Origin of the sequence: Virgibacillus phasianinus (assembly GCF_002216775.1) — a bacterium.
Lineage (GTDB): Bacteria > Bacillota > Bacilli > Bacillales > Amphibacillaceae > Virgibacillus_F > Virgibacillus_F phasianinus.
Genome location: NZ_CP022315.1, coordinates 2,548,143 through 2,573,450, shown reverse-complemented (window position 1 = coordinate 2,573,450; position 25,308 = coordinate 2,548,143). Strand labels below are relative to the sequence as shown.

Here is a 25,308-nt window from a genome sequence, read left to right as displayed (position 1 = left end):
TATTATATAAAAGAAAGGGTAATACTACTAGTGTAAGACTTTCTCGTATTCCCCCTGTGAGCAAGGCGTTTAACGCTTTGCTTTTTTTGTGGTAAAGACGCCTTTCTTGCTTGAAGTAAATATAATTCGATATACTAATTAAATGACAGAAGGAGGTTTTTTTAAGATGCTAAATTTTACTGATGTACATAATCGGAAAGATACCCGCTCTGTGAAATGGGATATCTTACAGGATGTTTTTCAATCAAATGATGTTTTACCAATGTGGGTTGCGGACATGGATTTTCAAACTCCCCAACCGGTCATTGATGCCCTGGTAAAACGGTCGAAACACGGAATATTCGGCTATACTATTCTTGATAATGATGTGAAAGATTCTATCGCAAATTGGTTGAAACGACGCCATAATTGGTCGATTCAAACTGATTGGCTTGCGTTTAGTCCTGGTGTTGTAGCAAGTCTGCACATGGCAGTTCAGGCTTTCACTGAACCAAGTGACAAAATCTTAATCCAAACACCAGTATACACACCATTCTATAATGTAATAAAAAAACATAACCGTGAAGTTGTGAAAAGCCCATTAAAATACAGCGATAACACATATCAAATTGATTTCGAGGACTTTGAAAAGAAATTAAAAAACGGCGTAAAAGCATTTGTCCTTTGCTCCCCGCATAATCCGGTCGGAAGAGTTTGGCAACGGGATGAACTGAAGAAAATGGCAGACTTATGTGTCGCCTATGATGTTTTAATTATCAGCGACGAAATACATGGGGACTTAACTTTTCCGGGAAATAAGCACATCCCAATTGCAACATTATCAGAAGAAATCAACCAGCAGACAATTACCTTTATGTCACCTTCAAAAACATTTAATTTGGCTGGGTTACAGGCTTCCTACATTGTTATGGCGGATGAGAAAAAACGAGCAACCTTAACGGAACAATTGGAAAGTCAAGGTCACCACATGTTAAATACCATGGGTAACATAGCTCTTGAAACTGCATATAATCATGGGGACGATTGGCTTGACGAATTACGGAACATATTACAGGAACATCGAGATTACGTTGTTGCTATGTTTGACCAACACGCAAAACAATTAAAGGTGATCCAATCTGAAGGAACGTATCTATTGTGGATAGATTGCAGCGCCTTAGGCCTAGATGACAAATCCTTGAAAAAATTTATGATTGAACAGGCCCGGGTAGGGATGAACGCGGGAATTGAATACGGCGAGGAAGGAAGCCAATTTATGCGCATGAATATCGCTTGCCCAAAAGCGACGCTTGAAGAAGGTGTGAACCGGATCATTAATGCCGTGAAATAGATAACTTAAAAAACGTTGCCTATATTAATGGGCAACGTTTAATAGTTTTTTTCACGGATTACTCACCTTTATCGCCATGATCCTCCGTGTTTGTTTTGTCATTATTATCATCATTTAAATTATATTTTTCATTAATACGTTGTTCTTCCCGTTTGGAGTATTTATAAAAAATATACATCGTAATAGCTGCACCAAGCATAAAAATAAGTAAGGTTATTACTGCTGGAATATATTCCGTCTTGTCCTCTGGAAAATACAGAAAATCCATCATAGACTTCACGCCTTTCGACATAATTATACCAAATCTACCCTTTTCCTTAAACCCAAATAAAACAAGTTCATAAAGATGACATAATGGAGTGCGATGTTTGTTGTTATCGACCCGAATGAAGTAAAATGGATTTAGAGTCAACATTTTAAACGGGGAGGTTTTTTATAATGCAAGACGCAAAAATTGGACAAGTCGTCCGCGCAAATTATAATTCAGGAACTTACATAGGAGAAGTAATGGAAGACCGCGGCAATCGATACCTTATCAAGGTATTGGCGGTTCATAAGCACCCCATGCAAGGAGATCTTCATAATCCGGGTAAGATTGATGATATATTCTTTCATGAACGAAAGGCATTAGCCTTTACTGAAAAAATGAATGTGGCCAAGTCGGCTGTTAAACCATTTGATGAGGAAGTGCCAGAATACCAAGTATCGTTAAAACAAGCTGTCAGGGTGCTGAAAGACAAACTATCTGAGAAAGATACTGCATACAATCAAAAAGCGCTTGAAGCCTTAGTGGAACTGGAGCGAAAGTATTATTAAGAAAAGCAGCGTTCATGCAAAATAGCATGAACGCTGCTTTTCCCTTTATGATCCTGGTACCTTTAGGTCTTTCTTTTTCTTTACGGGTTTACCATAGATTTTATAGGTGATTTTATTCGCATAACTAAACAGAAGCATGCCTATAAACGCTGAGAAAATAATATAGATACCACCAAATACTTTGATGGAACCAAGTGCCACACTGGCAATAACCACTGAAAATTCCCCTCTGGCACAAATAGATAAACCAGCTCGTAAGGATACCCGTTTTGAGAGACCATATAGCTTACCGCCAACCATGCCTACAAGTATCTTGGCAACAACAGACCAGATGAGCAGGGTTATAAGAAGCAATGGCATCGGTATTCCTGATCCGATATCAATTGTCGTACCAAAGTAAACAAAAAACGTTGGCAGCATCAGGTTTTTAATTGGCGTTACGGTACTTTCTACGCGCTCAATTTTCCCAATTTCGGCTAGCATGACACCAGCAAGGAATGCGCCAAGGACCTCTGATAATCCCAGATACAAGGCTAATCCACCGAACGAAATAGATATTCCAACTAATAATGCAAATTTAAAGTCTTCATCATCAATACGGAGCAAAAACCTTTCAAACCGCTTAAATACCGTCTTGCCAAGAATAATTGCCAGTAGAGCCAGTCCAACAATTTTGCCAAACAATATCAGCAAATCATTTCCTGTAAAGGATTCACCCGAGCTAAGGGCAATCAATATGGCAACAATAACAGGCGCAATCAGATCTTCAAAAATAAGTATACCTAATACAAATTCCGTTTCCGCATTTGCCATTCTTCCTTTGTCATCCAGCAACTTCGCTGTAATGGATGAACTTGTTGCGTATGTAATACCACCGATTAGGAATGCATTGAACCAATCCATGCCAAATCCAAATGCAATAAACATGGTCACGACCAGACTTAGTCCCACATCAAGTAATCCCGAGCTCCAAATTTTCTTGGCAATCGCGCCCAGCCTTTTTGTACTAAATTCCAAACCCAGCAGGAAAAACATTAGAACAATTGCGACTTCACTTGAGAAATGCAGAATGGAATTATGATTTAATAACCCTGCTAAAACTATTCCCATTAAAATATAAAGAATAACACTAGGAAACTTTGTCTTTAATGCAACAAAGCCCAAAACGAAAATTCCTAATAAAACTAAACCGGCACCTAATAATGTGGGAAATTCACTTAGCCAATTAATCCAATTCCTCTCCCTGGCAGAGCTTTGATAATGCTGATATCTGGTCTTCCTTGCCAATAGACATCAATACATCACCAGGTTGCAGTGTTGTATCTGTTTCAGGAATTGCGATTACATCGTCACCATGGACAATTCCAATAATTGTTGCACCGGTTTTATTTCTAACGTCAGATTCTTCGATAGACTTATTAACAAGTACAGACTTTTCTTTCACCTTAATATAATCAACAATAATTTGTCGTTTAAACATCCGCATTTTTTCAATGTCCGCAGGCTGATAGGTCGCACCGAGCAACTGTGCAGCAAGTTCTCTGGTTTCCTCCGGGGTTAAATCCATTGCAAAATCCGCTTCTTCCCCGTCAACGTCCTCAAAAAAATACAGTTCTCGTTTACCAGTATGGTGTACGATAATAACCAGCATACTGTCCTCTGAGGTTTTAAAGGTAATTTTCTGACCAATACCTGGCAGTTGTGATACGGAAATATTCAAATCATTCACCTCGTGTTTAGCTAATAAATATTTTTTTTGAAAATCTTGGCTTGTCGCCAAGAACTAATGGCAAGTAAAAAATAAAAAGCTAGAGTTATCATTCGCTCTAGCTTCTTTACTTATTCACCTAAATGTTCTTTAATTACTTCAGCAACACCATTAAGCGCTTCCTCTTCATCGCCGCCTGTTGCAGTAACCTTAATTTCTGCACCCTTTGGAACACCCAAGGACATAACACCCATAATTGATTTAAGGTTTACAGTTTTTCCATTATAAGAAACCTCAACCTCTGATTCAAATTGTCCTGCTTTGTTCACTAGTAATGTTGCTGGACGGGCATGTACGCCAGTGTCCGCGGTAATTGTAAAAGTTTGTTCTTTCACTTTATCTCATCCTTTCCTAATATCTATATGATTATTAAAATTTACATGGATTATGTAAAAAATAAACCACTTCTATTATATACAATTTTTCGCATGAATGAAACAAAAACAACAAACCTCTTTGGACCGTAATTCATTTGTTTTTCGTCAACCATTGTGATAACGTTACTTTATAAAGAAAAGCATGTAACAGGAGGAACAAAAATGAGTGTACATATCGGTGCTAATAAAGGTGATATAGCAGACAAAATCCTATTACCCGGTGACCCATTAAGAGCGAAATATATTGCAGAAACGTTTCTTGAAGATGTGACACAATATAATGATGTTCGCGGAATGTATGGGTTTACTGGAACATATAAAGGAGAACGTGTTTCCGTTCAGGGAACTGGGATGGGTGTACCGTCTATCTCTATTTATGTGAATGAATTAATTCAAAGCTATGATGTACAGAAGTTGATTCGGGTCGGTACATGTGGTGCCATTCAAAAGGATGTGAAGGTCCGTGACGTAATCCTTGCCCAGGGTGCAACAACTGACTCACAAATCAACCGGATGGTGTTTAATGGTATTGACTATGCGCCATTGGCTGATTTTGATTTACTGAAAAAGGCATATGATGTCGGCATCGAAAAAGGAATGAATTTACGGGCAGGCAACGTATTTACAAGCGATACATTTTACCGTGATAACGCTAAAGAATTAAATGAACTGCTTGCCAGCTACAAAGTATTAGCAATTGAGATGGAATCCTCTGCATTATACACACTTGCGGCAAAATATAATCGACAGGCTCTGTCGGTACTCACCGTTTCTGATCATATACTAACTGGAGAAGAAACATCATCTGAAGAACGTCAAACAACTTTTAATGAAATGATGGTTGTTGCATTAGAAACAGCAATTAAATAATGTTCATGTAAACCAGCAGATTTAATTATCTGCTGGTTTTTATTGTTAACCAACATTTTATATAGTTGACATTGAGCCTTTACCCCATTATTATTGTATGGAAGGGTGGAATTGTGGATGAGTAAATTACGAACAATAGATTTAACATTTGGTGCAGTGTTTGTATGTTTAATGGCCATTGGCGCTAATATAGCAGTGTGGTTTCCCATTCTTGCAGTTCCAATTGGCGGTGCGTCAGTTCCACTATCATTACAAACATTTTTTGCAATACTAGCGGGACTGATGCTTGGTAAAAAACTAGCATCTATTTCCATGATTACATATATTTTTGTCGGTATCGCAGGTGTTCCTGTTTTTGCGAATTTACACGCAGGACCGATGGCAATAATTAGTCCAACAGGCGGCTTTATTATTTCATTCATCTTTATCGCATTTTTTGTTGGCTGGATTGCCGAGATAAGTAAGAAACCTTCCATTCCTATCTATACGATAGCTTCTTTAATTGGATTGGTGCTGAACTACACAATTGGTGTATCCTATATGTATCTTGCAATGAACACTTGGTTAGCTCTTGATGTTTCCTACACAGCGGCATGGATCAGTATGATACCGTTTGTGATCAAGGATACTGCCATGGCCTGTTTAGCCGCGGTATTTATGGTGGCATTAGCAAAACGCGTGCCAGTAAGATGGACGGCAGCAAGAATAAAAGTATAGCTGTTTTTTGTGATCATTCTATTTCTTAGGATGATCTTTTTTATACGTCCCCATTTGGTTGAAATACTCTCCGAGCCGTGGAATGCAACACCCGCAGACGAAATACAATTCAGTTTTCATTACAAAACAGTAAATCCAATGAATTTTATTATTTCGTGTGGTAAAATTGCCCATATATCAAACAGCGCGCATATACTATCCGTATTAGTGAAAAATATTCCAACATGTAAGAGCATAGAAAGGATGGATATCCATTCATGGAACTGTTTTTAAACTTTCCATTATGGGCGGCATTAGCAGCAATTGTTTTTGCCCAGGTCGTTAAAATCCCGATACATTATTTTGTATCACGAGAATTCAAACCGAACCTTGCTTTTAGTACTGGGGGCATGCCAAGCAGTCACTCCGCAGCAGTAGCAGCACTGTCAACTGGTGTTGGAATCGTCGATGGCGTGACATCAACAACCTTTGCAGTTGCTTGCGTGTTCAGCATCATTATTATGTTTGATGCGTCAGGGGTTCGCAGGCAAGCCGGTGAACAGGCCGTCATTTTGAATCAGCTAACGAAAGACTTTAATCACTTTGTCGAAGGTGCAAAGGGCTGGAACCAGAAAGAGGAACTAGAAAAACAGAAAGAACTTAAAGAACTCCTGGGCCATCAGCCAATTGAAGTATTTTTCGGCGGCGCATCAGGAATTGGTATCGCATTTTTAATTTATCTTTTATATTAATATATGTCCTAGGGGTTGGCACTGGGCTAAAACACTAGAAAAACGGAAGCTCCTGAGTGGCGCTTCCGCTTTATTATTAACTTTTTGTAATTTGTTCTCTGAATACCTGCAATGCTTTATTATTATTTAGTTCTGTTAGTTCTTTCTCGGTTAATGAACCGTCACCCATTTCTACAATATAGACCTCAACTTCTTTTTTACCCCACTCATCATATACATCTTTAACAGTCGGGTAATAGAGATCGATCTGATGGCCATTAATCGCACTGCCTTTATCAGCAACCACACCAAAACCATATCCATCAATCCACATAATCGTTCCTATTGGATAGACATCTAAATCAGCAGCAATAGTAGAATATAAATCCCGCGTAACCTGTACACCAGAAAATGTTACACCGTACATGGGGTGATCAGGTGTTTTACCAGTCGATTCGATCCCCGCAGTATAGCCGGTAGCAAGTACTGTTGAAGTCGGATATTGTTTCAAGTTCAATGCCTCTTCTATTGTTTTTGGCCCCTCAATTTGCTCACTGGAAATATACCTCTTCTGTTCCTTTTCAACATTCAAAGTCTTTTCCTTTAAAGCTATCTCTCTTTGTTTAAAAGAATGAAACTCATGAGAAGAAATTTCTTGTGACTTTTGCTCTGCCCATACATGAAGGTCCTTAAATGTCATATTGGAAATAGATGATAAGGTTGCATAAATTGCGGTGAAAAATAATAGAACCATTGCACTTCTTCGTAAAAATTTCCCTGTTTTCATTGATAACACCTCTTTAGTAGTGAAACCCATGAATAAATAACAGTCTTCTATGATAACCTTTTTATAATTAGTGCGGTTTTATTGTTTCCTTTTTCGATAAAGATAAAAACTATCAACAAACTGTCTGCATTCAAAGGTTTTCTATTTACCAGTTCATCTTTACCAGATATCGAAAATATTATACATTTGTGTACACTTTTGTAAATTGTTTAATAAATTATTACAACCCTTTTTAAAATTTACACAAAAAAAAGAGACTGTTCATTAACAGCCTCCAGCAATAATTAAAACATTTGATATCCGCTTTTCCGTAAAAACTTTATTACAATTCCTGAAATAATCGTACCAATGAATCCAGAACTTAAAATGATTATGTCTATTGGAGTAATTTCCATGAGATTGGTAAATGCTATTGAAAATGAACCAATAAAATCAGTAAAATAGGATCCTGTCGAAATATCATCGACAATTGCTAAGACAATAAATGGGTAAATGCATGCCATAAGCCACGTTCTCCTAAGCAGCATATTGAGTATAAATGCCAGTCCAAAAAATATTACCAAGTATAACAGGACAGACATAATTATTTGAATAACTGATGGAATCACTGATGTATCCTCCCCGTGCAAACTTAATCTCATCTTATATTTTATAGTAAATGGTAAAAAAAGCAAAGGCATCAACTTTGCCTTTGCTCAGTTTAATATATTAGTAAAAAATATTAAACTTACCCTTTTTAACCAGTAACCCCGGACCGCCTAATTTAAGCAAATAACGGTTATCAATGACTTTTTTCATTACAGTGGCCATAAAACCAAACACTTTACGGTTATTTAATACAACGCCAATGGCATCATCATGTCCTAATGAAGCCACTGTCCCAAGTATCTTTGGTTCGAACCGCTCTACCTCTCCACTTCCTGCGGCCAAAGACTTCACATTATGGGCAACGGTTTCCGCCATTTGGATTGCAATTTGGGCAGTCGGCGGAAACGGACGTCCGCTTTCTTCATTCATTACAAGTGCACAATCACCAACTACAAAAACATTATCATAATCTGGCGCACGCATATCTTCGCGCACTTGAATTTTTCCACGGTTCGTTTCGAATCCAGATGCCTCAACGATTGAATTAGCACGAACTCCGGCGGCCCAGACAGTCGTCATTGTTGGTATTTCTTCTGGTTTTCCATCTTTTTCAATGATAATTCTATCTGCCTTACATTCTTTTAACAGTGCGCCCGTTTTAAATTCAACGCCACGTGCTTCTAAAGAATTCATCGCGTATTCCACAAGATCCGGATCAAACCCAGGCAATACTGTTGGAGCACCCTCCACATTTATTATACGTACTTTATGTTTGTCAATATCGTATTCTTTGCATAACTCAGGAACCCGGTTGGCCAATTCTCCAACAAACTCGATTCCTGTGAATCCACCGCCTCCAACGACGATTGTCAGACGAGCATCATTAGGTTCATTTTCATTATTATACATGGCAAAATTGTATTCAATATGCTCTCTTATCAAACGTGCACGGTTAATACTGCCGATTGTAAATGCATGTTCATCAAGTCCTGGAATACCAAATGTCGCAGCCTCAAAACCGAGCCCGATTACTAAATAGTCATAACTGAGCTCACCATTTTTTAATCTGACTTTATTCTCTTTTGGATTTATAGAAATAACAGTGTCTTTTACAAAATTAACTTTATTTAATTTGATAACATCATTAATTGCAATTCGGGTACGATCATGATGCAATGTGCCTGCAGCATTTTCATGCAGCCATGTCGTTTGGTAATGATAGTCATGTTTGTTCACCAATGTAATATCTGCCTCGTTGATCCCCAGGGATTTCTGTAATTTTACAGTTGTGACCATCCCGCCATAGCCTGCACCTAATACAACAATACTTGGCTTGTTCATCTCTCTCATCACTTCCATTTTAAATAATTTCTATTTCTATTTGATTACGTATGTGACCTTTTTCACGTATTAATGCATAAAAAAAGGGCTGAATCCACTATGAATTTGTAACACAATCGTAATATTACTCTAAAAACCATCTTAGCTCTTTTACCCCCTACTTTCAACCATTAATTTTATGTTATAAAATTGTATGTTTTCGTAATTTTATCGGTTATGATAGCTTGATTACGTAGCAAAATACACAAAGCATAACCGTTTGTGATATTATATGCATGATGGAGAAAATGAATTAGTTGAAAATGGGGAATTTACCATGTCAGATAAACTTTACGATGTAACAATAATTGGTGCGGGCCCAGTCGGACTATTTACCGCTTTTTACGGCGGGATGAGACAAGCAAGCGTCAAGATTATTGAAAGTCTACCACATACTGGAGGGCAACTTACCGCCCTATATCCAGAGAAAGATATATATGATATCGCTGGTTTTCCAAAGGTTCGTGCTCAGGAACTAGTTGATAACCTGGAGGAACAGGCAAATATGTTTGATCCTACAATCGTATTGGAACAAGCAATTGAAAAAGTGGAGCGGTTAAAGGACAACACGTTTAAATTAACTTCTGATAAAGAAGTTCATTATTCAAAAACAATTATTATTACAGCGGGAAATGGAGCCTTTCAACCCCGCCGTCTAAACGTTGGCGACTGCGACCAGTTTGAAGGAATCAATCTTCATTACCATGTAAAAGAAATGAACCACTATAAGGATCAGAATGTTGTTCTTTTAGGCGGTGGCGATTCCGCGGTGGATTGGGCGCTAATGCTTGAGCCAATTGCTAAAAGCGTTACATTAGTACATCGCCGGGAGAAATTCAGAGCACATGAACACAGTGTTGAAAAATTAATGGAGTCAACAGTCAATGTTGTTACACCATTTGCCCCGGCAGATATTATAGGTAAGGATCGAATTGAACAACTTATTCTACAAGAAGTAAAAGGCGATAAAGAAATTGTATTGGATGTCGATTCTTTATTGTGTAACTATGGGTTTGTTTCCTCATTAGGACCAATAAAAGACTGGGGACTGGAAATTGAACGAAACAGTATTGTCGTTAATTCGAAAATGGAAACAAACATCCCAGGTATTTATGCTGCAGGAGATATCTGTACATACCCTGGTAAAGTTAATTTAATCGCGACCGGATTCGGTGAAGGACCAACAGCAATCAACAATGCCAAATCCTATATCGACCCAAAAGCACGTCTGCAGCCAAAACATTCAACAAGTATGTTTTAATGACCAGCCCGAGCGACAATTGTCGCCCGGGCTGTTTATTTGGCTTTCCACGTTTGATTAGTTGGCCTGACCTTTGCGTGGAGCATCGGACGGATTGTATTTTTTAGATTCCCGCAGTTTAAAACAATTGAAAAATAAACTTTTAAAACAGGATACGCCAGGGAATCCGGTTATTAAGTGATTGTATTTAATATAAAGTGGATCATATTTCCGCATAGGATCGTATTCCGGGAGTCCTGGATTGGATTACCTCATATCAGACTGTATTCCACAACCACTGGGTACGAAACAAACATTGCACCATAACAAAAAAAGCCTGAACGCCACATATACAGCGTTCCAGCTTTTTTCTGCACAAGATATTAACATTTTTCCGGAGCGCCTTCACGATCCTTTGCTTTAAAGGATGATCCGCAGCCGCAGCTTACGATAGCGTTCGGATTATCGATGGAAAACCCGCCGCCCATCATGTTTTGTTTAAAATCGATTTGTGTTCCTTCGATAATCGGAATATCCTGCTTGAAAATGACAACAGGTACTCCATTTATTTCGTCTACCATATCTAATTCTTCATTAATATCATATTCAAATCCTAATGAGTAGGATAAGCCACTACAGCCGCCACCTTTAATTCCAAAGCGTAAACGGACATCTTCTGATTCATCCTGCATCATCGTTCTGATTTGTTCGACTGCATTATCTGTAAATGTAACAACCATGTCATGCCCTCCTTTTATCATTAAGTATACAAACTGTGGAACCACTATTCAACTGATTGCTATTAGGATAACAAAGGAACTTTATGATTATCCAGTGCCTGATAAATTGTTTTTAGGCGCGGAATCCCCTCTGCGACCAGTTCATCGTTCACAAATACAATTGGGTAAAATAAATCCTCTTCAAAAATTCGTTCAACCATCGTCGCATGCTTTTCTTCGGTTTGCGGCTGATCAATATTTATATAATGATAATTAAGATCGCCGTCTGCATATTTTCTCCCAATCGCAGCTTGAAGCCACTCATACGTATCTTTTGATCCAGGCGCACCTACACAGCTGGCACATATTTGTTCTGCCCCATAGACAGTGATAACTACTTTTTTATTCCCCATAGTAAACCTCCACAATAATAGTTACTTTTATTTTACAAAATCTTTGATTAAAGATAAAATAAAATCATCTAATAATACAAGATGAAAATTACCGATAGATTTTTTTCGCCATTCACCTTATAATGGTATTAGAAAGGAGAAGATGGATAATGCAAGAACAAGTGCAAGAAGTCTTAAATAAATTACGCCCATTTTTACTACGTGACGGTGGAGATGTGGAGTTAATAGATGTTGATGAGAATGGCATTGTGCTTCTTCGTCTCATGGGTGCATGCGGGAACTGTCCTAGTTCTACCATCACTTTAAAAGCTGGAATTGAACGTGCATTAATCGCTGAAGTTCCCGGGATAACAGAAATCGAACAAGTATTTTAATACCACATAGATCGAGACAAACAATCGAATCAGCATTGTTTGTCTTTTTTATTGCAGCCAATCAATCACTGGGATCTTCCATTCCTTATGATCCACATCAAACCTTTCGAAAAACTCCCCCATAAACTTTTCATAGCGTAGTTGTTTATGCTGCAGATCAACGAGGCTTGATAATAATGAATCATAAGAGGCTGAAGCAAAACCCTTTTCCATTAAATCGAAAAAATGTACTGGATAAAGTAGCCGCGCGTATAATAATCGCCAACTGAAAACAGATAATGATCGCTCTTTTTGATAATCCTGCAGGAATTCAACTACATTATCCTTTCCCTGTTCACCTTGATACAAAATACAATAGCGAATATGCTCAGCCAAATCCCGAACTGGGTGATCGAACATAAAATTCCCGTGCCACATGACATCACGATTACATTGGTTGGTGTATCGTTTGTAGGTAATGGTCCCTTGGTCACTTTCATGGAAACGGTTATCATATTCAGCTTCCTGCAAATATTGAATGGCATTTTCACTAATGCCAATAATATAGGGAAACAAATCCGAGAGTTTTCGATGGTAAGGTGATTGGTATAACGCCTCATCCTGATCTATCTTTTGTTCAAATGCTGTCAGTTTGTTAATCCAAAGTTGTTTCCACTGGCCATAACTTGAGAAATCCTGTGGTTCGTACGGATAACCTGACCCAATATGGTGAAAACGGGCAAGTTCCTGTCCATGCGAACGGTTCGATTCCCGATCTACAGGAAGCATTTTAACAACAATATATTCTTCACCCATAAACAAAGTGGTAAATTCTCCATTTATATTTTGCACCGGAACAGCCATTTTGTTTACATTGTTCTCAAAAAGGTAATAGCATAATGCAAGCTGTTCTGTATGAATAGCTTCCTTGTTCCCAGCAGGAATGATAAAATAAATATATTCGTTTCCGATAAAACCTTCCGCCCCATCAAGGAAACAAGTACCTTCTGTTTGGATCCCATAATAGGTAATAAGTAAATTTTTCACATATTTCCCCCCTTACACATTTACAATTAGTGTATGAACGAAAAAATAAAAATACGTTAGAATAGGTGATTTTAATGGAAAAAGATACACGTCAAAGTCAATTAGAATTAAAGGCACGTGAATGGTTAACAGAGCGTGGTGTCACATTAGATGACATTGCGGAATTAGTTTATTATTTGCAGGCAAAATACCATGATGATCTCAGTATGGAAGACTGCCGCCACAATGTGGACCGCGTTTTAACAAAAAGAGAGGTTCAAAATGCCATTTTAACCGGTATACAGTTAGATAAATTAGCTGAACAAAAGCAGTTAGATTTCCCGCTTCAGCAAACAATTGAAACAGATGAAAGCTTGTATGGTGTGGATGAGATTATTGCGCTCTCCATTGTCAACGTATATGGATCGATCGGATTTACAAACTATGGCTATATCGATAAACAAAAACCAGGAATTCTTGAGCATTTAAATGACAAATCAACAGGAGAATGCCATACATTTCTTGATGACATTGTAGGCGCAATTGCCGCTGCTGCATCAAGCAGACTTGCTCATGGCGTGAGAGATGCTGAGAAATTGGATGATTAATGAAATAAAGCTGCCTAATCAGTTTGATTAGACAGCTTCTTTTTAATCCACTCACTTAAATCCCGCACATGATACGTTGGCTTCGTTGGTAAGGTTGGAAAGTCTTCAAATGGAGTTACACCTGTAAACACCATTAGCGTGTCAACCCCTGCCTGAATTCCAGCCATAATATCTGTATGATAATTATCACCAACCATAAGCGTTTCGTCCTTTGATAAACCCAGTGTCTGCAAGGCCTGCTCCATAATAATTGGCTCCGGTTTCCCTATGAATACCGGCTCTACTCCTGTACTAACAGTAATTACAGAAGTCAATGCACCATTACCTGGGACTAAACCACGCTCTGTTGGAATCGCAATATCACTGTTTGTCGAAAGAAACTCGGCACCATTTCGTACAAACAAACATGCTTTGGCTAATTTTTCATATGTAATTTCCCGATCAATACCGATTACCACAAAGTCCGGATTTTCATCTGTAATGACCAGTCCCTTGCTCAGGAGTGCTTCATGCAATCCACCTTCACCAATTACAAAAACACAGCCATCCTGATTCTTGGCAGCAATATAACTAGCAGTAGCCATACTTGAGGTAAATATATGATTTTCTGTTGCAGGAATATCCATTTCGTTTAACTTATTCGCAATCTCCAACTGTGTCTTGGACGAATTATTCGTTAAAAATAGATGTGGAAGACCCTTATCCTTTAAGAATTCCACAAATTCCTTGGCAGCATGGATTCGTTCATTGCCTTGATACATCGTACCATCTAAATCAATTAAATATCCTTGATAATCCTTCACGATCAAAAACCCTCTTTTCATTCATTCGAAAATGCATTCGCAACACCAAGTTCATTATCCAAATAGGTGGTTATTCTTTTACTAAATAAGTCAAAAGCATGTTTATTCTCATTTAAAGTCAATAAGATTTTTTCATGATCAATAGTCAAATATTCCTTAACAAGCATTGTTCGTAGTCTTATTAAAGCCTTATATCCTTCCTGTTCATCTGTTGGCAGAACTTTTTCATCAACTAAAATATCAATAATATCCTCATAGCTTCCTGGATCGCGCATAATAAATCCATCTATCATTAGGTTGCCAACATCTAATATTGATTCAATCATCATTTGTGTAATTCGCTCAAGTAACAATTTCTCTCTAAATGATTCAAAGGACTGTTTCCCCAGTTCCTGAAGCAAGCCATCCATATAGTTAAGTGTTTCCTCTATTTCATTTCGATCAACAAAGTACATTTAAATACCTCCATCATTCCTAGTACTTCAAATATACCATACAATCAATGAACGCTTAAACAAAACGTGGTATAGTAAAGGGAACAAGTCCTTGGGAGGATCGTTATGGCCAATAAATATAAGATTTTAAAAGATGAAGAGGTTGAACAAGAGGTTCGGTATTTAAGTTTTATGGGCAATTTCCGTCGTTATGATTTTGCCATTATGAATGCGCGAGATAATAATAAAAAGGTGGTAATTGACCTACGAAATAATCGTTTTGCGGTTTTAAATAAAGAGGATATCATGGAGGAAGGTGGAATCGAACACACTTTTCATGTTACTGAAATTGAAGCAGATGAACTAAGGGAGGTTCTTGGTGCAGTGTTGTGAAAATGGAGAAACGTCGACTGTGGGGTCGACGTTTCGGGAAAATTACTCTGTGGAATATTCGTGTACCATATATCCATGCTTAGGATATTTTTTTATTATTGTCTCTACAGAACCAAATGACATTAGTTTTCCACCAAAGTTTTCCTCTCTAAAGAATTCTCTTTCCAGTACCCCACCTGCGCCAACTTCTGTTAATTTTCCGTTTTCCTTTTTGACTCCAAACATTGTATATTTTACATCATCTTTATTTTTTTCAGTTAGCGGATTGTTAAATTCAACTAAATATAGGACCAAACCATGATCTTTAAAATAAAAGTCACTTGCAAGAATTTCAAACTTTTCTCCTACCATATCTTTATATTCCGGGTTCCCGATTTCACCTGGACCTGCCCCCTTTAGTCCCATAACATCTATACTAATTATCTCCATATGTACTTTATAGGACTTATCGGATAAGAAGCTCTTCATGGTATCATAATCACTTACTAGCCACGCATTAAAATACTTTTTTGCAAGTTCATCATACTTTTCATGTTCTAACTCCTTATTAAGTTCTACTTTCTTTTTTTCTTCTTGTTCCGATTCATTATCAGAATTGGACTCTGCATTTTCATTTTTAGTAGTTGTTGTAGTCGAATCCTCTTTGTCTTTCTTTTCCTTACTTTCATCAGGATCATTGCTGCATCCTGCAATAAGCAATCCAATTAACAAAATCATTAAAACTTTTTTCAAATTATTTCCTCCTGACAATACGTTCCCTATTTAAAAAATAGATATTATTCACTGGTACATGTTTTGGTGATACATTAGAGTATTACCTTTTCCATTACTCTATTAATCATTTTGGTTGTCAATCATCTTATTTTTCCTTCATTTCTTCTCCTTTTTTCTCTATTGCATCTTTCAAATCGTCGCCTTCCGTTTCAAGGGTTTCTTTTAAGTCGTCATACGTATCTGATATATAGTCATCCAGAATTTCATAGCGTTGTTCAATCAAGCTATCAATTTCTTGTCTCATATCGGATTCGTACTGATCTTCTTGTTGTAGATAATAGGAAGCTTCTTTCATACGGGATTTTTCATCATAGATCAAATTTCCAACATCATTTTTCATATCCCATAACTCATTTTTCTTATTAGTTTGTTCATCCCAAACTGCATTCCAGTTTTCATTGCCCCAGTCATACCACTCGCTCCATAGGCGTTGACGCTCTTCTTTCCAAATTGATTTGAAATCCTCTGCTGTATCCACTGTTTCAAATTCTCCACCGCCAGCTTCAGCAACTGAAAGTAATTGTTCCTGGCCTTTGTTGTCGACATCAAATCCGATAATATTTACGACTGCCTCAATATTGGAATCATGAAGTTCCTTTGAAGCCTTGGCTGGATCACCACCACAGGTAGCTACTCCATCACTAACGATATAGATAATATTTTTTCCCTTTTCTGCATTTTCAAAGTCTTTTTTTGTTTCGCTAATGGCTTTTGCCAAAGGCGTCCATCCTTTAGGTTCAAATTTATCCAATGCTTTTCCAAATTTCTTTTCATTATAAGGTTGGAAATCATATACTACTTCGGTACTGCCACAGGAAAGCTTCTTATCTTTGTCACTACTGCTTCCTTTATGGCCATATACCCTTAGCATTACATTTGATCCTTCGGGCATTGAGGCGACAAATTCGTTCACAGCATTTTTAGCCAATTCCATTTTTGTATACCCGGCAATCTTTTGCCCCATGCTTCCACTTGAATCTACTAAAATAGCTATGTTTGTATTAAAACTAATTTCATTATCGTCACTAATCTGCATACCACCAGGCATATTCGTTAATTCAGTCGTTATATGTGGATTGAATTCCTTAAAATAGTCGTGGTACTCCGTGTAGTTATCCCCTTCACCCATAAGGGTTAACAAATAGCTATAAACTTCAAGACTGCTTTTTTCCTGAAAATGTTTACCATCTAAATCCCTATGTACAACTGCCTCATTATAGTTGTGTCCAGCAAATTCACCGGGCTCTTGTTTAATGATTTCCTCTACACTTGTCGCAGGCTCTATAATTTCATTTTCTTTTTCTTGCTTCTCATTTTCCTTTTGTTGATCATCTTCTGACTTTTCTTCCTTTGTTTCATTACCTTGATCACCTGATGCCTCTTCGCTTGAACTGCAAGCTACAAGGAAGAGCATTAAAAATAATGCGAGCAGGGAAAATAAAAATAGTTTCTTGTTCATTGATTCATCCTCCTAAGTAAATTTTCCGATACTTCATTTTGCGTACTTCGCAATTCATCTATGCTGTACATAACCAAAATTTATCATTTATCTTCAAATTTTATTGGAACAAGACGTAGAATCGTGTTGGAGTATCATTCTTAATTGAAGTTCTTGAAGGTCAGTTGACTGAAATCCAGTTTCTTTCGATTTTCGTATTTCCATATAGGAACCATTATTGAGCATAATCTACATAAAAAATTATAGAATAGATTGGACACCTAAATTCCTTCTTGAGCTAAATACATATAAAACAGCATATAACAGAACCCTTGAAATTGTACCAATGACCGCGAACAACTTAACTTCTAATGTTTAAGAAATTGATTAGGCCATACCTTTGCTAATGCTGGAATAAACCAAATCACTTTTGACATTTCCTTCAATATAGGATGGTGCTCTATTTAAGTCATTGTTTCCATATCCAAAGGGCAATCTAATCTATTTGGTTCCCTTTGGAATATTTTTTATTCATACTTGGTTTTGAGAACCAAGGATTAAATTTCATTTTCAATATTGGCGAAAATTTAGATGCGTAAAACAGAAACACCACATGTAATAGAAATTCAAAAATTAATTAGTAACAGGTAATTCAAATTTAGTCTCTGTAGTTGCTTTTTGTTCATATGTTAAAAAATATACCTCATCATCGAAACTGTGCGTATACACTAAGTTACCTGTAACTTCTTCTCCAGGCTTTAATTCTTCATTTCTTTCTTTAAAAAATTTGTCATCCGAGGTTTCCGCAACACTTTCTGAAAGTAATTGAGCGGAAATCTTTTCTTTAGGAACAAATGGACGGTCGCTTGTATTTTTAATTGTCACATTTACCACAGCAAACTTACCATTGCGACTGCCGTCATACCCTTTATCGGCCAAAGTAACACCTTCAACCGCATCAGTCGTCAACTTGAAACTATTTACGGTCACTTCATATGGAAAATCATATGTACTGCTAAAGATTTCAGCAGTTTCCCCAATCCGATATATCCTTTTATCCTTTAGTTTTTCACCCTTTTTGTTATCACCAGTTGTTTCAGAAGCTTTTTCATCATTATCATTCGATTTACTAGCTTCATCAGAATCATCACAGGCAGATACAACAAGTAATAATGTTGCAAAAAGCAAAACTAATATCTTTTTCATTTTGTATCACTCCAAAATAAGGTTGCATGATTATCCTTTTACTAATGTATAGGAATAATTTCTTTAACACTGTCACATCAGGTATGTGGCTTTTTCTTACCTGAATATCTGCTATTCAAATTGTAATTAATTACTAACAGCTTGGAATTCTTATGGTCTAACAAATCAATTACATTATTTTTCAGGGACAGGCAATTCAAAACGTGTTTCTTCATTTGCCTTGTATTCATATATCATATAAAGAACATTATCTTCATAAAAATCACTGCTTATATAAACTATGTTTCCCGTTATTTCTTCTCCTGGTTTTAACTCTACATTTCTTTCTTTAAAAAAATCTTCATCTTCAGAGTTCATGCCTAGTGAATCTGAAACAAGCTGCGCGGAAATTTTATCATTAGGAATAAATGGACGAGTGCTTGTATTTTTGATAGTTACATTAATAACTGCAAATTTTCCGCCTTCTTCGGCTGTATAACCAAACTTTTCGAGACCAACTCCATCAACTTTATCTGAAGTTAACTCGAAACTATTAGCTGTAACTTCATATGGAAATTCATAGGTACTGCTTGTAATTTTTGCCGTATCACCAATATGGTAGATTTTTTTCGTTTCTCCCTTGTCATTCTCTTTATCAACTTTCTCCGATGCCTGTTCATTATCCTCTGACCCTGACTTGCTTTCATTGTCAGGGTCATCACTACAAGCGGCAAGCCCAATTAACAACGTAGCAAAAAGTAAAACTAATATCTTTTTCATCTCGAATCCCTTCCCCTATCCAAAACCTGTATTTATTCCTTTCACGCACCACTATATTTCTGGCTATTCTGATTAATAATAAAGAGTAGTTTATGTCCAATTGTAAATTCCCATAAACTATTCAACAAGGTTATTTCTTCAACTTATCAATAGCTTTATTAATATTATCTATTATACTTTTTCGTTTATCTTCATCTAATGAATCATCAGCTTTAGTCAGCTTTTTTTCACTATTTAAGCTAGCAAGTTGAAGATCTTTGTTCTTTAATTCTCTAGCTAATTTTAATGATTCCTTTGGTTTTTTCCGCTCAATATAACTTTTTGCAGCAATATACTTCGCCCGATTATTATCAGAAATGGACTTATAAATTTCAATTGTCTTTTTATAGTCATTGTTAATCCATGATTGTTCAATAAGTATTTCTGGTTTATCCGACTTGATAGATAAAATAACATCATTTGCCTCTTTACTGTTCAAATCAACTAAGCTATTTACCACTTGAATATGATAATTCTCATTCATCGTAGAGGCTTTTGTAAGACTTTCTAGTGTATCCAATGCAATATATTGTTCTATAAGTGTATTTTTAGCGTCTTTATCCAAACTCTCTACTTCTTCAAATGATGCTATTGATTCTTCAACTTTGCCTGTAACAGCTAGCCGGTATGCCTTCAGAACCTGTTTATTATTTGCTATTTCATTTTTGAGTTTCTTATTTGTTGATTCCAACTGATCTTGTTTCTCATTATACTCCGCCACAGCGCTAGTTGATTCTGCATTCATAGGGAGAACCTTACCTACATATAACAAAAGCATTCCTATTATTACACCTATTAAGAGTCCCATTATAAGGGGTTTCTTACTGTTTGTTTTTGGAAGTTTAGATTGATTTGTATCTTTTGTTTGTTGTGTTTTCTCTTCAACTTTTTGTATTGAAATTGGTTTTGACACTAATGCCTTTTCTATTTCTTTTATTGAGGTTGCTCCAAGAACATGTTTAATTATATCTTGATTCTCAGATTTTTGGTTCAAATTAATTTGACTTATGTCAGTTACATTGTTACGGGTAAATAAAAATAGAAATACTTTTTTTAAATCCTGAAGTAATTGGACAGATGATAACTCTTCTGGAGGTAATACAGACCGTATACCGCGATGAGCAAATTTCACTTCTCCTTTTGCACTGGCATATATATTATCTGGATGAAGGAGCGTTGTATATTGGGTACCAAATAGATCATCAACGGCTAGTATATTTCGGGCAATTTTACACTTTACCTCTCTGCTTGCATTTGAGTAATTATTGAGGGCTTGAAATCCATCTTCTAATTTATAATAAATGCGAACCATTGTTTCTTCAATTGTATATTCCTCGCAAACTAAAAATAAATGTGTTTCCCTTTTTAATTCTTCCAGTTGTTCATCTGCAACCAAATTAGTTTTAACCTTTGGAATTTCAAAGATTACAAAATTATCATTTTCTTTAATAGATCCTTGTTGATTCCCAAATTGATCAGTCATTTCATCACCTCTTTAATATTTGTCATTATATAAATTTTTTCTTACGCTCCCACCAAGAGACTTTTACTTGGCCAAGCTTGCTTAAAACTTTTTCAATTGAATCATAACGATTCGTTACATCTGTCTCTGTTAATTTACTAATAACTTTTACAAAGGCCTTTGGAATATGCCCATCCAAAATATTTTGTCTGTTGGATGTATAAATATTCTGCCCCCTTGTTAACATAAAGAAAATTGTAGCTCCTAACGAAAATTGATCTGAGCGTAAATCAACAACCCCATTTTCAAATTGTTCAGGTGCAGCAAATCCTATTGTTCCTAAGGCGGTGGCTTGATTTGCATCATTTAAAAACATAGATGTGCCAAAATCAATTAGATATACGTCATTCTGTTTTGTCAATAAAATATTTGATGGTTTAATGTCACGAATAACTATGGCTGGATTGTTTAAGTGAAATATATGGATTAATTTCGCTAGTTCTTTAGAAATATGTAATGATTCTTCCCAGCTAAATTTCTTATCCTTTTTCTCGACTAAATCAGCTATGCTTTCCCCATCAATTTTCTCAATAACTATTGCATGATAATGCCTATTGAGCGTTAATTTATCATAAAGTTTAGGTATGTTAGGATGATTTATATTTGCTAATATTTTTGCTTCATTATTCAGCTGGTCTATAAACAATGTAGTTGGTTGTTTTACAACTTTTAAAATGACTGTTTGTCCCTTTGGCCCCTTAACTTCGTATAATTGTGAAGTCCCCCCGTCACGCAAATACCTTATTACTTTATACTTTCCATTGACAAATTCTTGATCTACTACCTTCATCACTGTTTCATACTCCCATGCTATCAACTATCATTATGGATACATCATCATGATATTCAGCATCCTTAGCCAATTCAAAAAAATGATTAGCTATATCTTGTGCAGCTAACTTTTCGTTAAGCTTCTTACTCCATTGTTCATTTATTATTTCATTTGTCAGTAAAGCATATAATCCATCCGTACACATAAAAAAGTGATCGTCTTCAGTATACGTCCCCATTGAAACAAACGGATCCACATTACCCTTAATACCCATACATTGTGTGAGTATGTGTGCCTTCTCGTGATTTTCCGCTTCCTGTTCCGACATATTACCGTTTTCAACCTGCATTTTTGCCCATGAGTGGTCCTTTGTAAGTTGAACGAATGCTTTTGATTGGTTAAGGTCAAAGGTTTCATCATTATCAGTAGATTCATAGATTTTTTTACTTAATCGGTATATTCTTGAATCTCCGACATGACAAATAAGGTATTTCCCCCCTACAAACAGCAATACACTAAGGGTAGTACCTAAATTACTATCCTCTCGATGTCCAATTTCAATCAACTTTTGATTAATTGTACAAAATATATCGACTATTGAATCCTGACAGTCCTTTAGAAATTCTTCAGAAGTCTTATTTTTACGTAATTTGGCTCTCCACCATTTTAAAATATAGTTTCCAGCGTAAAAACTTGCAACATCACCAAAGGCATGACCGCCCATGCCATCTGCAATGATTAGGATATGGGCATCATCATGAAAGTCAATCGAACTTGATGTGAATTCTATAAAGTCTTCATTTACCGGCTTTTCCGGACCCTTTTCACTAATATGTCCAGGGTAAATTTCTTTTCTTTTATTCATTATTATTACGACACCCTATACGTATAATTTGTTTTGCCGATTCGGATTTGATCTTCATCTTTTAATTCATGTATCTTATATGGAATAATTTTTTCATCATTAATGTATGTTCCATTTTTTGCTCCTAAATCCTTTAATCCATACGTATCTGACAACTTTACAAATTCAACATGTAATCTGGAAATACCAATGCCCTTTTCTACAAAATCAGTCCCTTTATCGGCGCGTCCAATGATAAAGTTGTCACTCTCTAAGTCAATTCTTTCTTCTCCATCTGCTCGTTTCACCATTATATAGTTCTTTAATGCTGTACTTTTACCGCCAGTATTGATTTCTTCCTCATCCAACAGCATGGTCTGATCACGCTGATTTGAAGAAACGTCATTAGTTGTTGTATCAACATGTAGAGCCGAAGCACTCTCTGAATGTTGTGCTATCGCTTGTTTTACTAATTCCAGATCATCGTGATTGTTAAAGTCAACGTCTACCTGTGGATGAACAGAGTCTGTTTCCGTTTCTGAAGAGTCTGATACACTTTTTTGCTTTCGGACTGGTTTCGCTGTACTTTGTTTCTTCTTAACCTTGACTTCCTTTTCTGTAACAATTGGTTCAATTCCAGGCCGCCAAACTTTCCAATAAATAAACACAGCCGCAATAACGACTACGCTCAAAACGGTTGAAATTGTAATCGAGGAACCGCCAAATAGTTTCCAAACAATTGCTAGAGCTAAGACACCAAACAATACTGAGTAAAGTTTCATCTTTCTATCCAATGGCGGAAGTTTTTTAACCTTTTTTATTACAGTTGTTTCTTCATCTTGATCAGATTCTAGGTTAGAGCTTTCCTCCTTAATTTCTTCTTGTGCTTCGTGCATCTGGCTTAACAATTGCTTCAGTCCTTGCAAACTAAAGCCTGGATCTTTTATGTAACTTAGAATCATTTTAAACTGGACACCCTTCAGTCCCTGTACCTCACCTGCAATATTAAGTAGCAGCTTTTTCAAATCTTCATATAACGAAGGCTTATTCTTAATATCATTCAATGGCAGGTAAGTTAAATACACTTGGTGATAGCCATTTCCAACGTAAATATAATCTTCGTTTAGAACGTATTGTTGATCCTCAAGCATATAATTATTCGAGTCCTGTAATGCCTGGATAATATTTATAAACAAAGAATAATAATCTTGCATGGATAACGGACGTTCTTTTGACAGTGGCCTTAATTTTCGTAATCCATCTATGCTGTACATAACCGTAATTTTGCCGTTGATTTCTTCAAAATTCATTGGAACTAAACGTGGGATTGTGTTGGATTGAATCATTTTTAATTGAAGTTCTTGAAGGTCAGTTGATTGAAATCCCTTTTCTTTCGTTTTTCGTATTTTCATATATGAACCATTTGATTGAGCATAATCTACATAAAAGTTATAAAGTTGATTGGACACCTAAATCCCTCCTTGAGCAATATACATATAATAAAATGACGTAAAAACACCTGGTACTACCGCATAAATAAATGGAAATCGGTTAGAAACATTCTTTTTAAAATCATCCAACGGGGTCAAGGTCCTGTCCTTAATAGATTCCATTATGTGTAAAAAGGCTAAAGTCATATTAATTAAAAACGTCTTCGTGAATAATAAGATAATAAGTCCTATAATTCCTGCAAAAATGATGGAATACATTACTGCATATAATGTAAACAAAACTCCACAAATTGCACCAATGGCTGCAAACAACTTAACATCACCAGCACCAATCGCTTTAAAAAAGTATAACAACAATAGTATTAAACCTCCTGCTAACAAACCGAAAACAGAATTTAACAAGCCATCAATTTGATTCACTAGTAGGTGATATAACAGTCCAACTAAAGCACCACTAACATTTAACCAATTAGGGATACGCGACTGTCTGACATCATAGTAAAAAACAATACATAAAAAAATAATCAAAATAATAAATTGCCCTTGCATGTACTTCACTCCTTTCTTTTAACTAATTACCAACCCAGCCGCGTTCTACTGCTTTTTTCTTTATTGTTATTTCTTTTTGGAAAAACGGTATAATCAATTGAAGCGTGTTTTCAGCCTCAACCTTTACTAATGCTGACTCTCCGCTTGTACCTTCAGGAACGGATGAATTCACAACCGTAATGCCCTCGGGGTTGAAGAAACTTGAACTTCCTACTTTTTGTTTATATTTTTGTTTCACTACCGTTTCGTAAACCCCATTCGAAAAATCATTCATTACATTTCCCGAAGTTGGGATTAACTTCTTACCACTATCCGCTATCTTGCCTAATAATGTATTCGCAATGACATTGTTTTCAAGCCCCACACTAGCCCCTGCTTTTTCTGTCAAACTGTCAACAAAGGCGTCTGATTTTTGTTTTATAGTATTTTGCGCTACCATGGCTAGATAAGAGTAATGTGCAACAGTTTGTGCTGTTTCGCTAACAGATTCCTTCAATGCCATTTCAGCTATCGAAATTTTTACAAAGGATGTAAGCAGTAAAATTAACATTAAGAACAGCGGTATAATCATTGCTGCTTCAATAGTGATACTTCCATTTTCCTTTTTATAAAATTTCATATT

The 25,308-nt window shown here is 36.4% G+C and carries 31 protein-coding genes; 9 read left to right on the top strand and 22 right to left on the bottom strand.

Features of this window, described 5'->3' with window-relative positions; translation table 11 throughout:
• The first annotated feature begins 166 nt into the window (after positions 1–166).
• Positions 167–1,330, top strand: a complete 1,164-nt coding sequence (locus CFK37_RS12330) for a MalY/PatB family protein (protein ID WP_089062137.1) — start codon at positions 167–169, stop codon at positions 1,328–1,330.
• Positions 1,331–1,388: 58 nt separating this feature from the next.
• Here the strand turns inward: CFK37_RS12330 and CFK37_RS12325 are convergent, their stop codons facing one another.
• The gene (locus CFK37_RS12325; RefSeq protein WP_089062136.1) at positions 1,389–1,601 is read right to left on the bottom strand and encodes a hypothetical protein; all 213 of its coding nucleotides are present in this window, start codon (positions 1,599–1,601) and stop codon (positions 1,389–1,391) included.
• 167 nt (positions 1,602–1,768) lie between these two features.
• Between CFK37_RS12325 and kapB the strand changes: the two genes are divergently transcribed.
• A complete protein-coding gene (kapB, locus tag CFK37_RS12320; RefSeq protein ID WP_089062135.1) occupies positions 1,769–2,146 on the top strand; it encodes a kinase-associated lipoprotein KapB in 378 nt (125 codons plus the stop codon).
• A gap of 45 nt (positions 2,147–2,191) precedes the next feature.
• Here the strand turns inward: kapB and CFK37_RS12315 are convergent, their stop codons facing one another.
• From CFK37_RS12315 to CFK37_RS12305, 3 genes are all read right to left on the bottom strand, one after another.
• Positions 2,192–3,310 carry a cation:proton antiporter gene (locus tag CFK37_RS12315; RefSeq protein WP_245837220.1) on the bottom strand — a complete coding sequence of 373 codons (1,119 nt, stop codon included), beginning with the start codon at positions 3,308–3,310 and terminating at the stop codon, positions 2,192–2,194.
• Positions 3,311–3,371: 61 nt separating this feature from the next.
• Positions 3,372–3,866, bottom strand: a complete 495-nt coding sequence (locus tag CFK37_RS12310; protein ID WP_089062134.1) for a cation:proton antiporter regulatory subunit — start codon at positions 3,864–3,866, stop codon at positions 3,372–3,374.
• Positions 3,867–3,985: 119 nt separating this feature from the next.
• On the bottom strand, positions 3,986–4,249 hold the full coding sequence (locus CFK37_RS12305) for a phosphocarrier protein HPr (protein WP_089062133.1): 264 nt from the start codon (positions 4,247–4,249) through the stop codon (positions 3,986–3,988).
• Between the two features lie 204 nt (positions 4,250–4,453).
• On the opposite strand from CFK37_RS12305, the gene deoD reads away from it, so the two are divergent.
• The 3 genes from deoD (at position 4,454) to CFK37_RS12290 (ending at position 6,609) form a co-directional block, all read left to right on the top strand.
• Complete coding sequence (gene deoD, locus CFK37_RS12300) at positions 4,454–5,161, top strand: purine-nucleoside phosphorylase (RefSeq protein ID WP_089062132.1); 708 nt, start codon at positions 4,454–4,456, stop codon at positions 5,159–5,161.
• 117 nt (positions 5,162–5,278) lie between these two features.
• On the top strand, positions 5,279–5,878 hold the full coding sequence (locus CFK37_RS12295) for a biotin transporter BioY (RefSeq protein ID WP_089062131.1): 600 nt from the start codon (positions 5,279–5,281) through the stop codon (positions 5,876–5,878).
• Positions 5,879–6,135: 257 nt separating this feature from the next.
• Complete coding sequence (locus CFK37_RS12290; protein WP_089062130.1) at positions 6,136–6,609, top strand: divergent PAP2 family protein; 474 nt, start codon at positions 6,136–6,138, stop codon at positions 6,607–6,609.
• A gap of 76 nt (positions 6,610–6,685) precedes the next feature.
• On the opposite strand, the gene CFK37_RS12285 is transcribed toward CFK37_RS12290, so the two are convergent.
• From CFK37_RS12285 to CFK37_RS12275, 3 genes are all read right to left on the bottom strand, one after another.
• Positions 6,686–7,375, bottom strand: a complete 690-nt coding sequence (locus CFK37_RS12285; protein WP_089062129.1) for a 3D domain-containing protein — start codon at positions 7,373–7,375, stop codon at positions 6,686–6,688.
• 284 nt (positions 7,376–7,659) lie between these two features.
• On the bottom strand, positions 7,660–7,956 hold the full coding sequence (locus CFK37_RS12280) for a YuiB family protein (RefSeq protein ID WP_245837389.1): 297 nt from the start codon (positions 7,954–7,956) through the stop codon (positions 7,660–7,662).
• A gap of 127 nt (positions 7,957–8,083) precedes the next feature.
• Positions 8,084–9,304 carry an NAD(P)/FAD-dependent oxidoreductase gene (locus tag CFK37_RS12275; RefSeq protein WP_089062128.1) on the bottom strand — a complete coding sequence of 407 codons (1,221 nt, stop codon included), beginning with the start codon at positions 9,302–9,304 and terminating at the stop codon, positions 8,084–8,086.
• Between the two features lie 316 nt (positions 9,305–9,620).
• On the opposite strand from CFK37_RS12275, the gene CFK37_RS12270 reads away from it, so the two are divergent.
• Positions 9,621–10,604 (top strand): NAD(P)/FAD-dependent oxidoreductase, encoded by a 984-nt coding sequence (locus CFK37_RS12270; protein ID WP_089063646.1) that lies wholly within the window; start codon positions 9,621–9,623, stop codon positions 10,602–10,604.
• Positions 10,605–10,966: 362 nt separating this feature from the next.
• Here the strand turns inward: CFK37_RS12270 and CFK37_RS12265 are convergent, their stop codons facing one another.
• Both CFK37_RS12265 and CFK37_RS12260 read right to left on the bottom strand, forming a co-directional pair.
• Entirely contained in the window at positions 10,967–11,323 is a 357-nt protein-coding gene (locus tag CFK37_RS12265) for a HesB/IscA family protein (protein ID WP_089062127.1), read from the bottom strand.
• A 62-nt stretch (positions 11,324–11,385) separates the two neighbouring features.
• The gene (locus CFK37_RS12260; protein WP_089062126.1) at positions 11,386–11,715 is read right to left on the bottom strand and encodes a YuzD family protein; all 330 of its coding nucleotides are present in this window, start codon (positions 11,713–11,715) and stop codon (positions 11,386–11,388) included.
• Positions 11,716–11,864: 149 nt separating this feature from the next.
• On the opposite strand from CFK37_RS12260, the gene CFK37_RS12255 reads away from it, so the two are divergent.
• Positions 11,865–12,089 carry a NifU family protein gene (locus CFK37_RS12255; RefSeq protein WP_089062125.1) on the top strand — a complete coding sequence of 75 codons (225 nt, stop codon included), beginning with the start codon at positions 11,865–11,867 and terminating at the stop codon, positions 12,087–12,089.
• Between the two features lie 48 nt (positions 12,090–12,137).
• Here the strand turns inward: CFK37_RS12255 and CFK37_RS12250 are convergent, their stop codons facing one another.
• Complete coding sequence (locus CFK37_RS12250) at positions 12,138–13,115, bottom strand: protein kinase family protein (RefSeq protein WP_089062124.1); 978 nt, start codon at positions 13,113–13,115, stop codon at positions 12,138–12,140.
• 74 nt (positions 13,116–13,189) lie between these two features.
• On the opposite strand from CFK37_RS12250, the gene CFK37_RS12245 reads away from it, so the two are divergent.
• Complete coding sequence (locus tag CFK37_RS12245; RefSeq protein WP_089062123.1) at positions 13,190–13,702, top strand: phosphatidylglycerophosphatase A family protein; 513 nt, start codon at positions 13,190–13,192, stop codon at positions 13,700–13,702.
• A gap of 14 nt (positions 13,703–13,716) precedes the next feature.
• On the opposite strand, the gene CFK37_RS12240 is transcribed toward CFK37_RS12245, so the two are convergent.
• Together CFK37_RS12240 and CFK37_RS12235 are read right to left on the bottom strand one after the other, a co-directional pair.
• Entirely contained in the window at positions 13,717–14,505 is a 789-nt protein-coding gene (locus CFK37_RS12240) for a TIGR01457 family HAD-type hydrolase (protein WP_157724848.1), read from the bottom strand.
• A 17-nt stretch (positions 14,506–14,522) separates the two neighbouring features.
• A complete protein-coding gene (locus tag CFK37_RS12235) occupies positions 14,523–14,960 on the bottom strand; it encodes a DUF86 domain-containing protein (RefSeq protein ID WP_089062121.1) in 438 nt (145 codons plus the stop codon).
• Positions 14,961–15,065: 105 nt separating this feature from the next.
• Between CFK37_RS12235 and CFK37_RS12230 the strand changes: the two genes are divergently transcribed.
• Complete coding sequence (locus tag CFK37_RS12230) at positions 15,066–15,332, top strand: SAV0927 family protein (RefSeq protein WP_089062120.1); 267 nt, start codon at positions 15,066–15,068, stop codon at positions 15,330–15,332.
• A 42-nt stretch (positions 15,333–15,374) separates the two neighbouring features.
• Here CFK37_RS12230 and CFK37_RS12225 read toward each other — a convergent pair whose 3' ends face one another.
• The 10 genes from CFK37_RS12225 to CFK37_RS12180 all read right to left on the bottom strand — a co-directional run bounded on the left by CFK37_RS12225 (position 15,375) and on the right by CFK37_RS12180 (position 25,305).
• Positions 15,375–16,064, bottom strand: coding sequence for a hypothetical protein (locus CFK37_RS12225; protein ID WP_089062119.1), 690 nt, complete (start codon positions 16,062–16,064; stop codon positions 15,375–15,377).
• 127 nt (positions 16,065–16,191) lie between these two features.
• Positions 16,192–17,565: a VWA domain-containing protein gene (locus CFK37_RS12220; protein ID WP_089062118.1), complete on the bottom strand. Its 1,374-nt coding sequence runs from the start codon at positions 17,563–17,565 to the stop codon at positions 16,192–16,194.
• 612 nt (positions 17,566–18,177) lie between these two features.
• Positions 18,178–18,750, bottom strand: coding sequence for a DUF4352 domain-containing protein (locus tag CFK37_RS12215; RefSeq protein ID WP_089062117.1), 573 nt, complete (start codon positions 18,748–18,750; stop codon positions 18,178–18,180).
• Between the two features lie 174 nt (positions 18,751–18,924).
• Positions 18,925–19,509 carry a DUF4352 domain-containing protein gene (locus CFK37_RS12210; protein ID WP_089062116.1) on the bottom strand — a complete coding sequence of 195 codons (585 nt, stop codon included), beginning with the start codon at positions 19,507–19,509 and terminating at the stop codon, positions 18,925–18,927.
• Positions 19,510–19,639: 130 nt separating this feature from the next.
• Positions 19,640–21,031 carry a type VII secretion protein EssB/YukC gene (locus CFK37_RS12205; protein WP_089062115.1) on the bottom strand — a complete coding sequence of 464 codons (1,392 nt, stop codon included), beginning with the start codon at positions 21,029–21,031 and terminating at the stop codon, positions 19,640–19,642.
• Positions 21,032–21,056: 25 nt separating this feature from the next.
• The gene (locus CFK37_RS12200) at positions 21,057–21,860 is read right to left on the bottom strand and encodes a serine/threonine protein kinase (protein ID WP_245837388.1); all 804 of its coding nucleotides are present in this window, start codon (positions 21,858–21,860) and stop codon (positions 21,057–21,059) included.
• Between the two features lie 7 nt (positions 21,861–21,867).
• Positions 21,868–22,707 (bottom strand): PP2C family protein-serine/threonine phosphatase, encoded by an 840-nt coding sequence (locus CFK37_RS12195; protein ID WP_089062113.1) that lies wholly within the window; start codon positions 22,705–22,707, stop codon positions 21,868–21,870.
• Positions 22,708–22,712: 5 nt separating this feature from the next.
• Positions 22,713–24,155 (bottom strand): DUF6382 domain-containing protein, encoded by a 1,443-nt coding sequence (locus CFK37_RS12190; protein ID WP_089062112.1) that lies wholly within the window; start codon positions 24,153–24,155, stop codon positions 22,713–22,715.
• Positions 24,156–24,686 carry an A24 family peptidase gene (locus CFK37_RS12185; protein ID WP_089062111.1) on the bottom strand — a complete coding sequence of 177 codons (531 nt, stop codon included), beginning with the start codon at positions 24,684–24,686 and terminating at the stop codon, positions 24,156–24,158.
• Between the two features lie 22 nt (positions 24,687–24,708).
• Complete coding sequence (locus CFK37_RS12180; RefSeq protein WP_089062110.1) at positions 24,709–25,305, bottom strand: TadE/TadG family type IV pilus assembly protein; 597 nt, start codon at positions 25,303–25,305, stop codon at positions 24,709–24,711.
• Positions 25,306–25,308 lie beyond the last annotated feature (3 nt).

Coding starts and splice junctions, on each gene's coding strand:
- CFK37_RS12245 (WP_089062123.1), top strand. CDS start 13,190: ATGGAAAAAGATACACGTCAAAGTCAATTAGAATTAAAGGCACGTGAA.
- CFK37_RS12210 (WP_089062116.1), bottom strand. CDS start 19,509: ATGAAAAAGATATTAGTTTTACTTTTTGCTACGTTGTTAATTGGGCTT.
- CFK37_RS12260 (WP_089062126.1), bottom strand. CDS start 11,715: ATGGGGAATAAAAAAGTAGTTATCACTGTCTATGGGGCAGAACAAATA.
- CFK37_RS12265 (WP_089062127.1), bottom strand. CDS start 11,323: ATGGTTGTTACATTTACAGATAATGCAGTCGAACAAATCAGAACGATG.
- CFK37_RS12200 (WP_245837388.1), bottom strand. CDS start 21,860: ATGAAGGTAGTAGATCAAGAATTTGTCAATGGAAAGTATAAAGTAATA.
- CFK37_RS12220 (WP_089062118.1), bottom strand. CDS start 17,565: ATGAACAAGAAACTATTTTTATTTTCCCTGCTCGCATTATTTTTAATG.
- CFK37_RS12180 (WP_089062110.1), bottom strand. CDS start 25,305: ATGAAATTTTATAAAAAGGAAAATGGAAGTATCACTATTGAAGCAGCA.
- CFK37_RS12330 (WP_089062137.1), top strand. CDS start 167: ATGCTAAATTTTACTGATGTACATAATCGGAAAGATACCCGCTCTGTG.
- CFK37_RS12230 (WP_089062120.1), top strand. CDS start 15,066: ATGGCCAATAAATATAAGATTTTAAAAGATGAAGAGGTTGAACAAGAG.
- CFK37_RS12280 (WP_245837389.1), bottom strand. CDS start 7,956: ATGTCTGTCCTGTTATACTTGGTAATATTTTTTGGACTGGCATTTATA.
- CFK37_RS12255 (WP_089062125.1), top strand. CDS start 11,865: ATGCAAGAACAAGTGCAAGAAGTCTTAAATAAATTACGCCCATTTTTA.
- CFK37_RS12185 (WP_089062111.1), bottom strand. CDS start 24,686: ATGCAAGGGCAATTTATTATTTTGATTATTTTTTTATGTATTGTTTTT.
- CFK37_RS12195 (WP_089062113.1), bottom strand. CDS start 22,707: ATGAATAAAAGAAAAGAAATTTACCCTGGACATATTAGTGAAAAGGGT.
- CFK37_RS12290 (WP_089062130.1), top strand. CDS start 6,136: ATGGAACTGTTTTTAAACTTTCCATTATGGGCGGCATTAGCAGCAATT.
- CFK37_RS12275 (WP_089062128.1), bottom strand. CDS start 9,304: ATGAACAAGCCAAGTATTGTTGTATTAGGTGCAGGCTATGGCGGGATG.
- CFK37_RS12285 (WP_089062129.1), bottom strand. CDS start 7,375: ATGAAAACAGGGAAATTTTTACGAAGAAGTGCAATGGTTCTATTATTT.
- deoD (WP_089062132.1), top strand. CDS start 4,454: ATGAGTGTACATATCGGTGCTAATAAAGGTGATATAGCAGACAAAATC.
- CFK37_RS12205 (WP_089062115.1), bottom strand. CDS start 21,031: ATGACTGATCAATTTGGGAATCAACAAGGATCTATTAAAGAAAATGAT.
- CFK37_RS12215 (WP_089062117.1), bottom strand. CDS start 18,750: ATGAAAAAGATATTAGTTTTGCTTTTTGCAACATTATTACTTGTTGTA.
- kapB (WP_089062135.1), top strand. CDS start 1,769: ATGCAAGACGCAAAAATTGGACAAGTCGTCCGCGCAAATTATAATTCA.
- CFK37_RS12270 (WP_089063646.1), top strand. CDS start 9,621: ATGTCAGATAAACTTTACGATGTAACAATAATTGGTGCGGGCCCAGTC.
- CFK37_RS12325 (WP_089062136.1), bottom strand. CDS start 1,601: ATGATGGATTTTCTGTATTTTCCAGAGGACAAGACGGAATATATTCCA.
- CFK37_RS12295 (WP_089062131.1), top strand. CDS start 5,279: ATGAGTAAATTACGAACAATAGATTTAACATTTGGTGCAGTGTTTGTA.
- CFK37_RS12235 (WP_089062121.1), bottom strand. CDS start 14,960: ATGTACTTTGTTGATCGAAATGAAATAGAGGAAACACTTAACTATATG.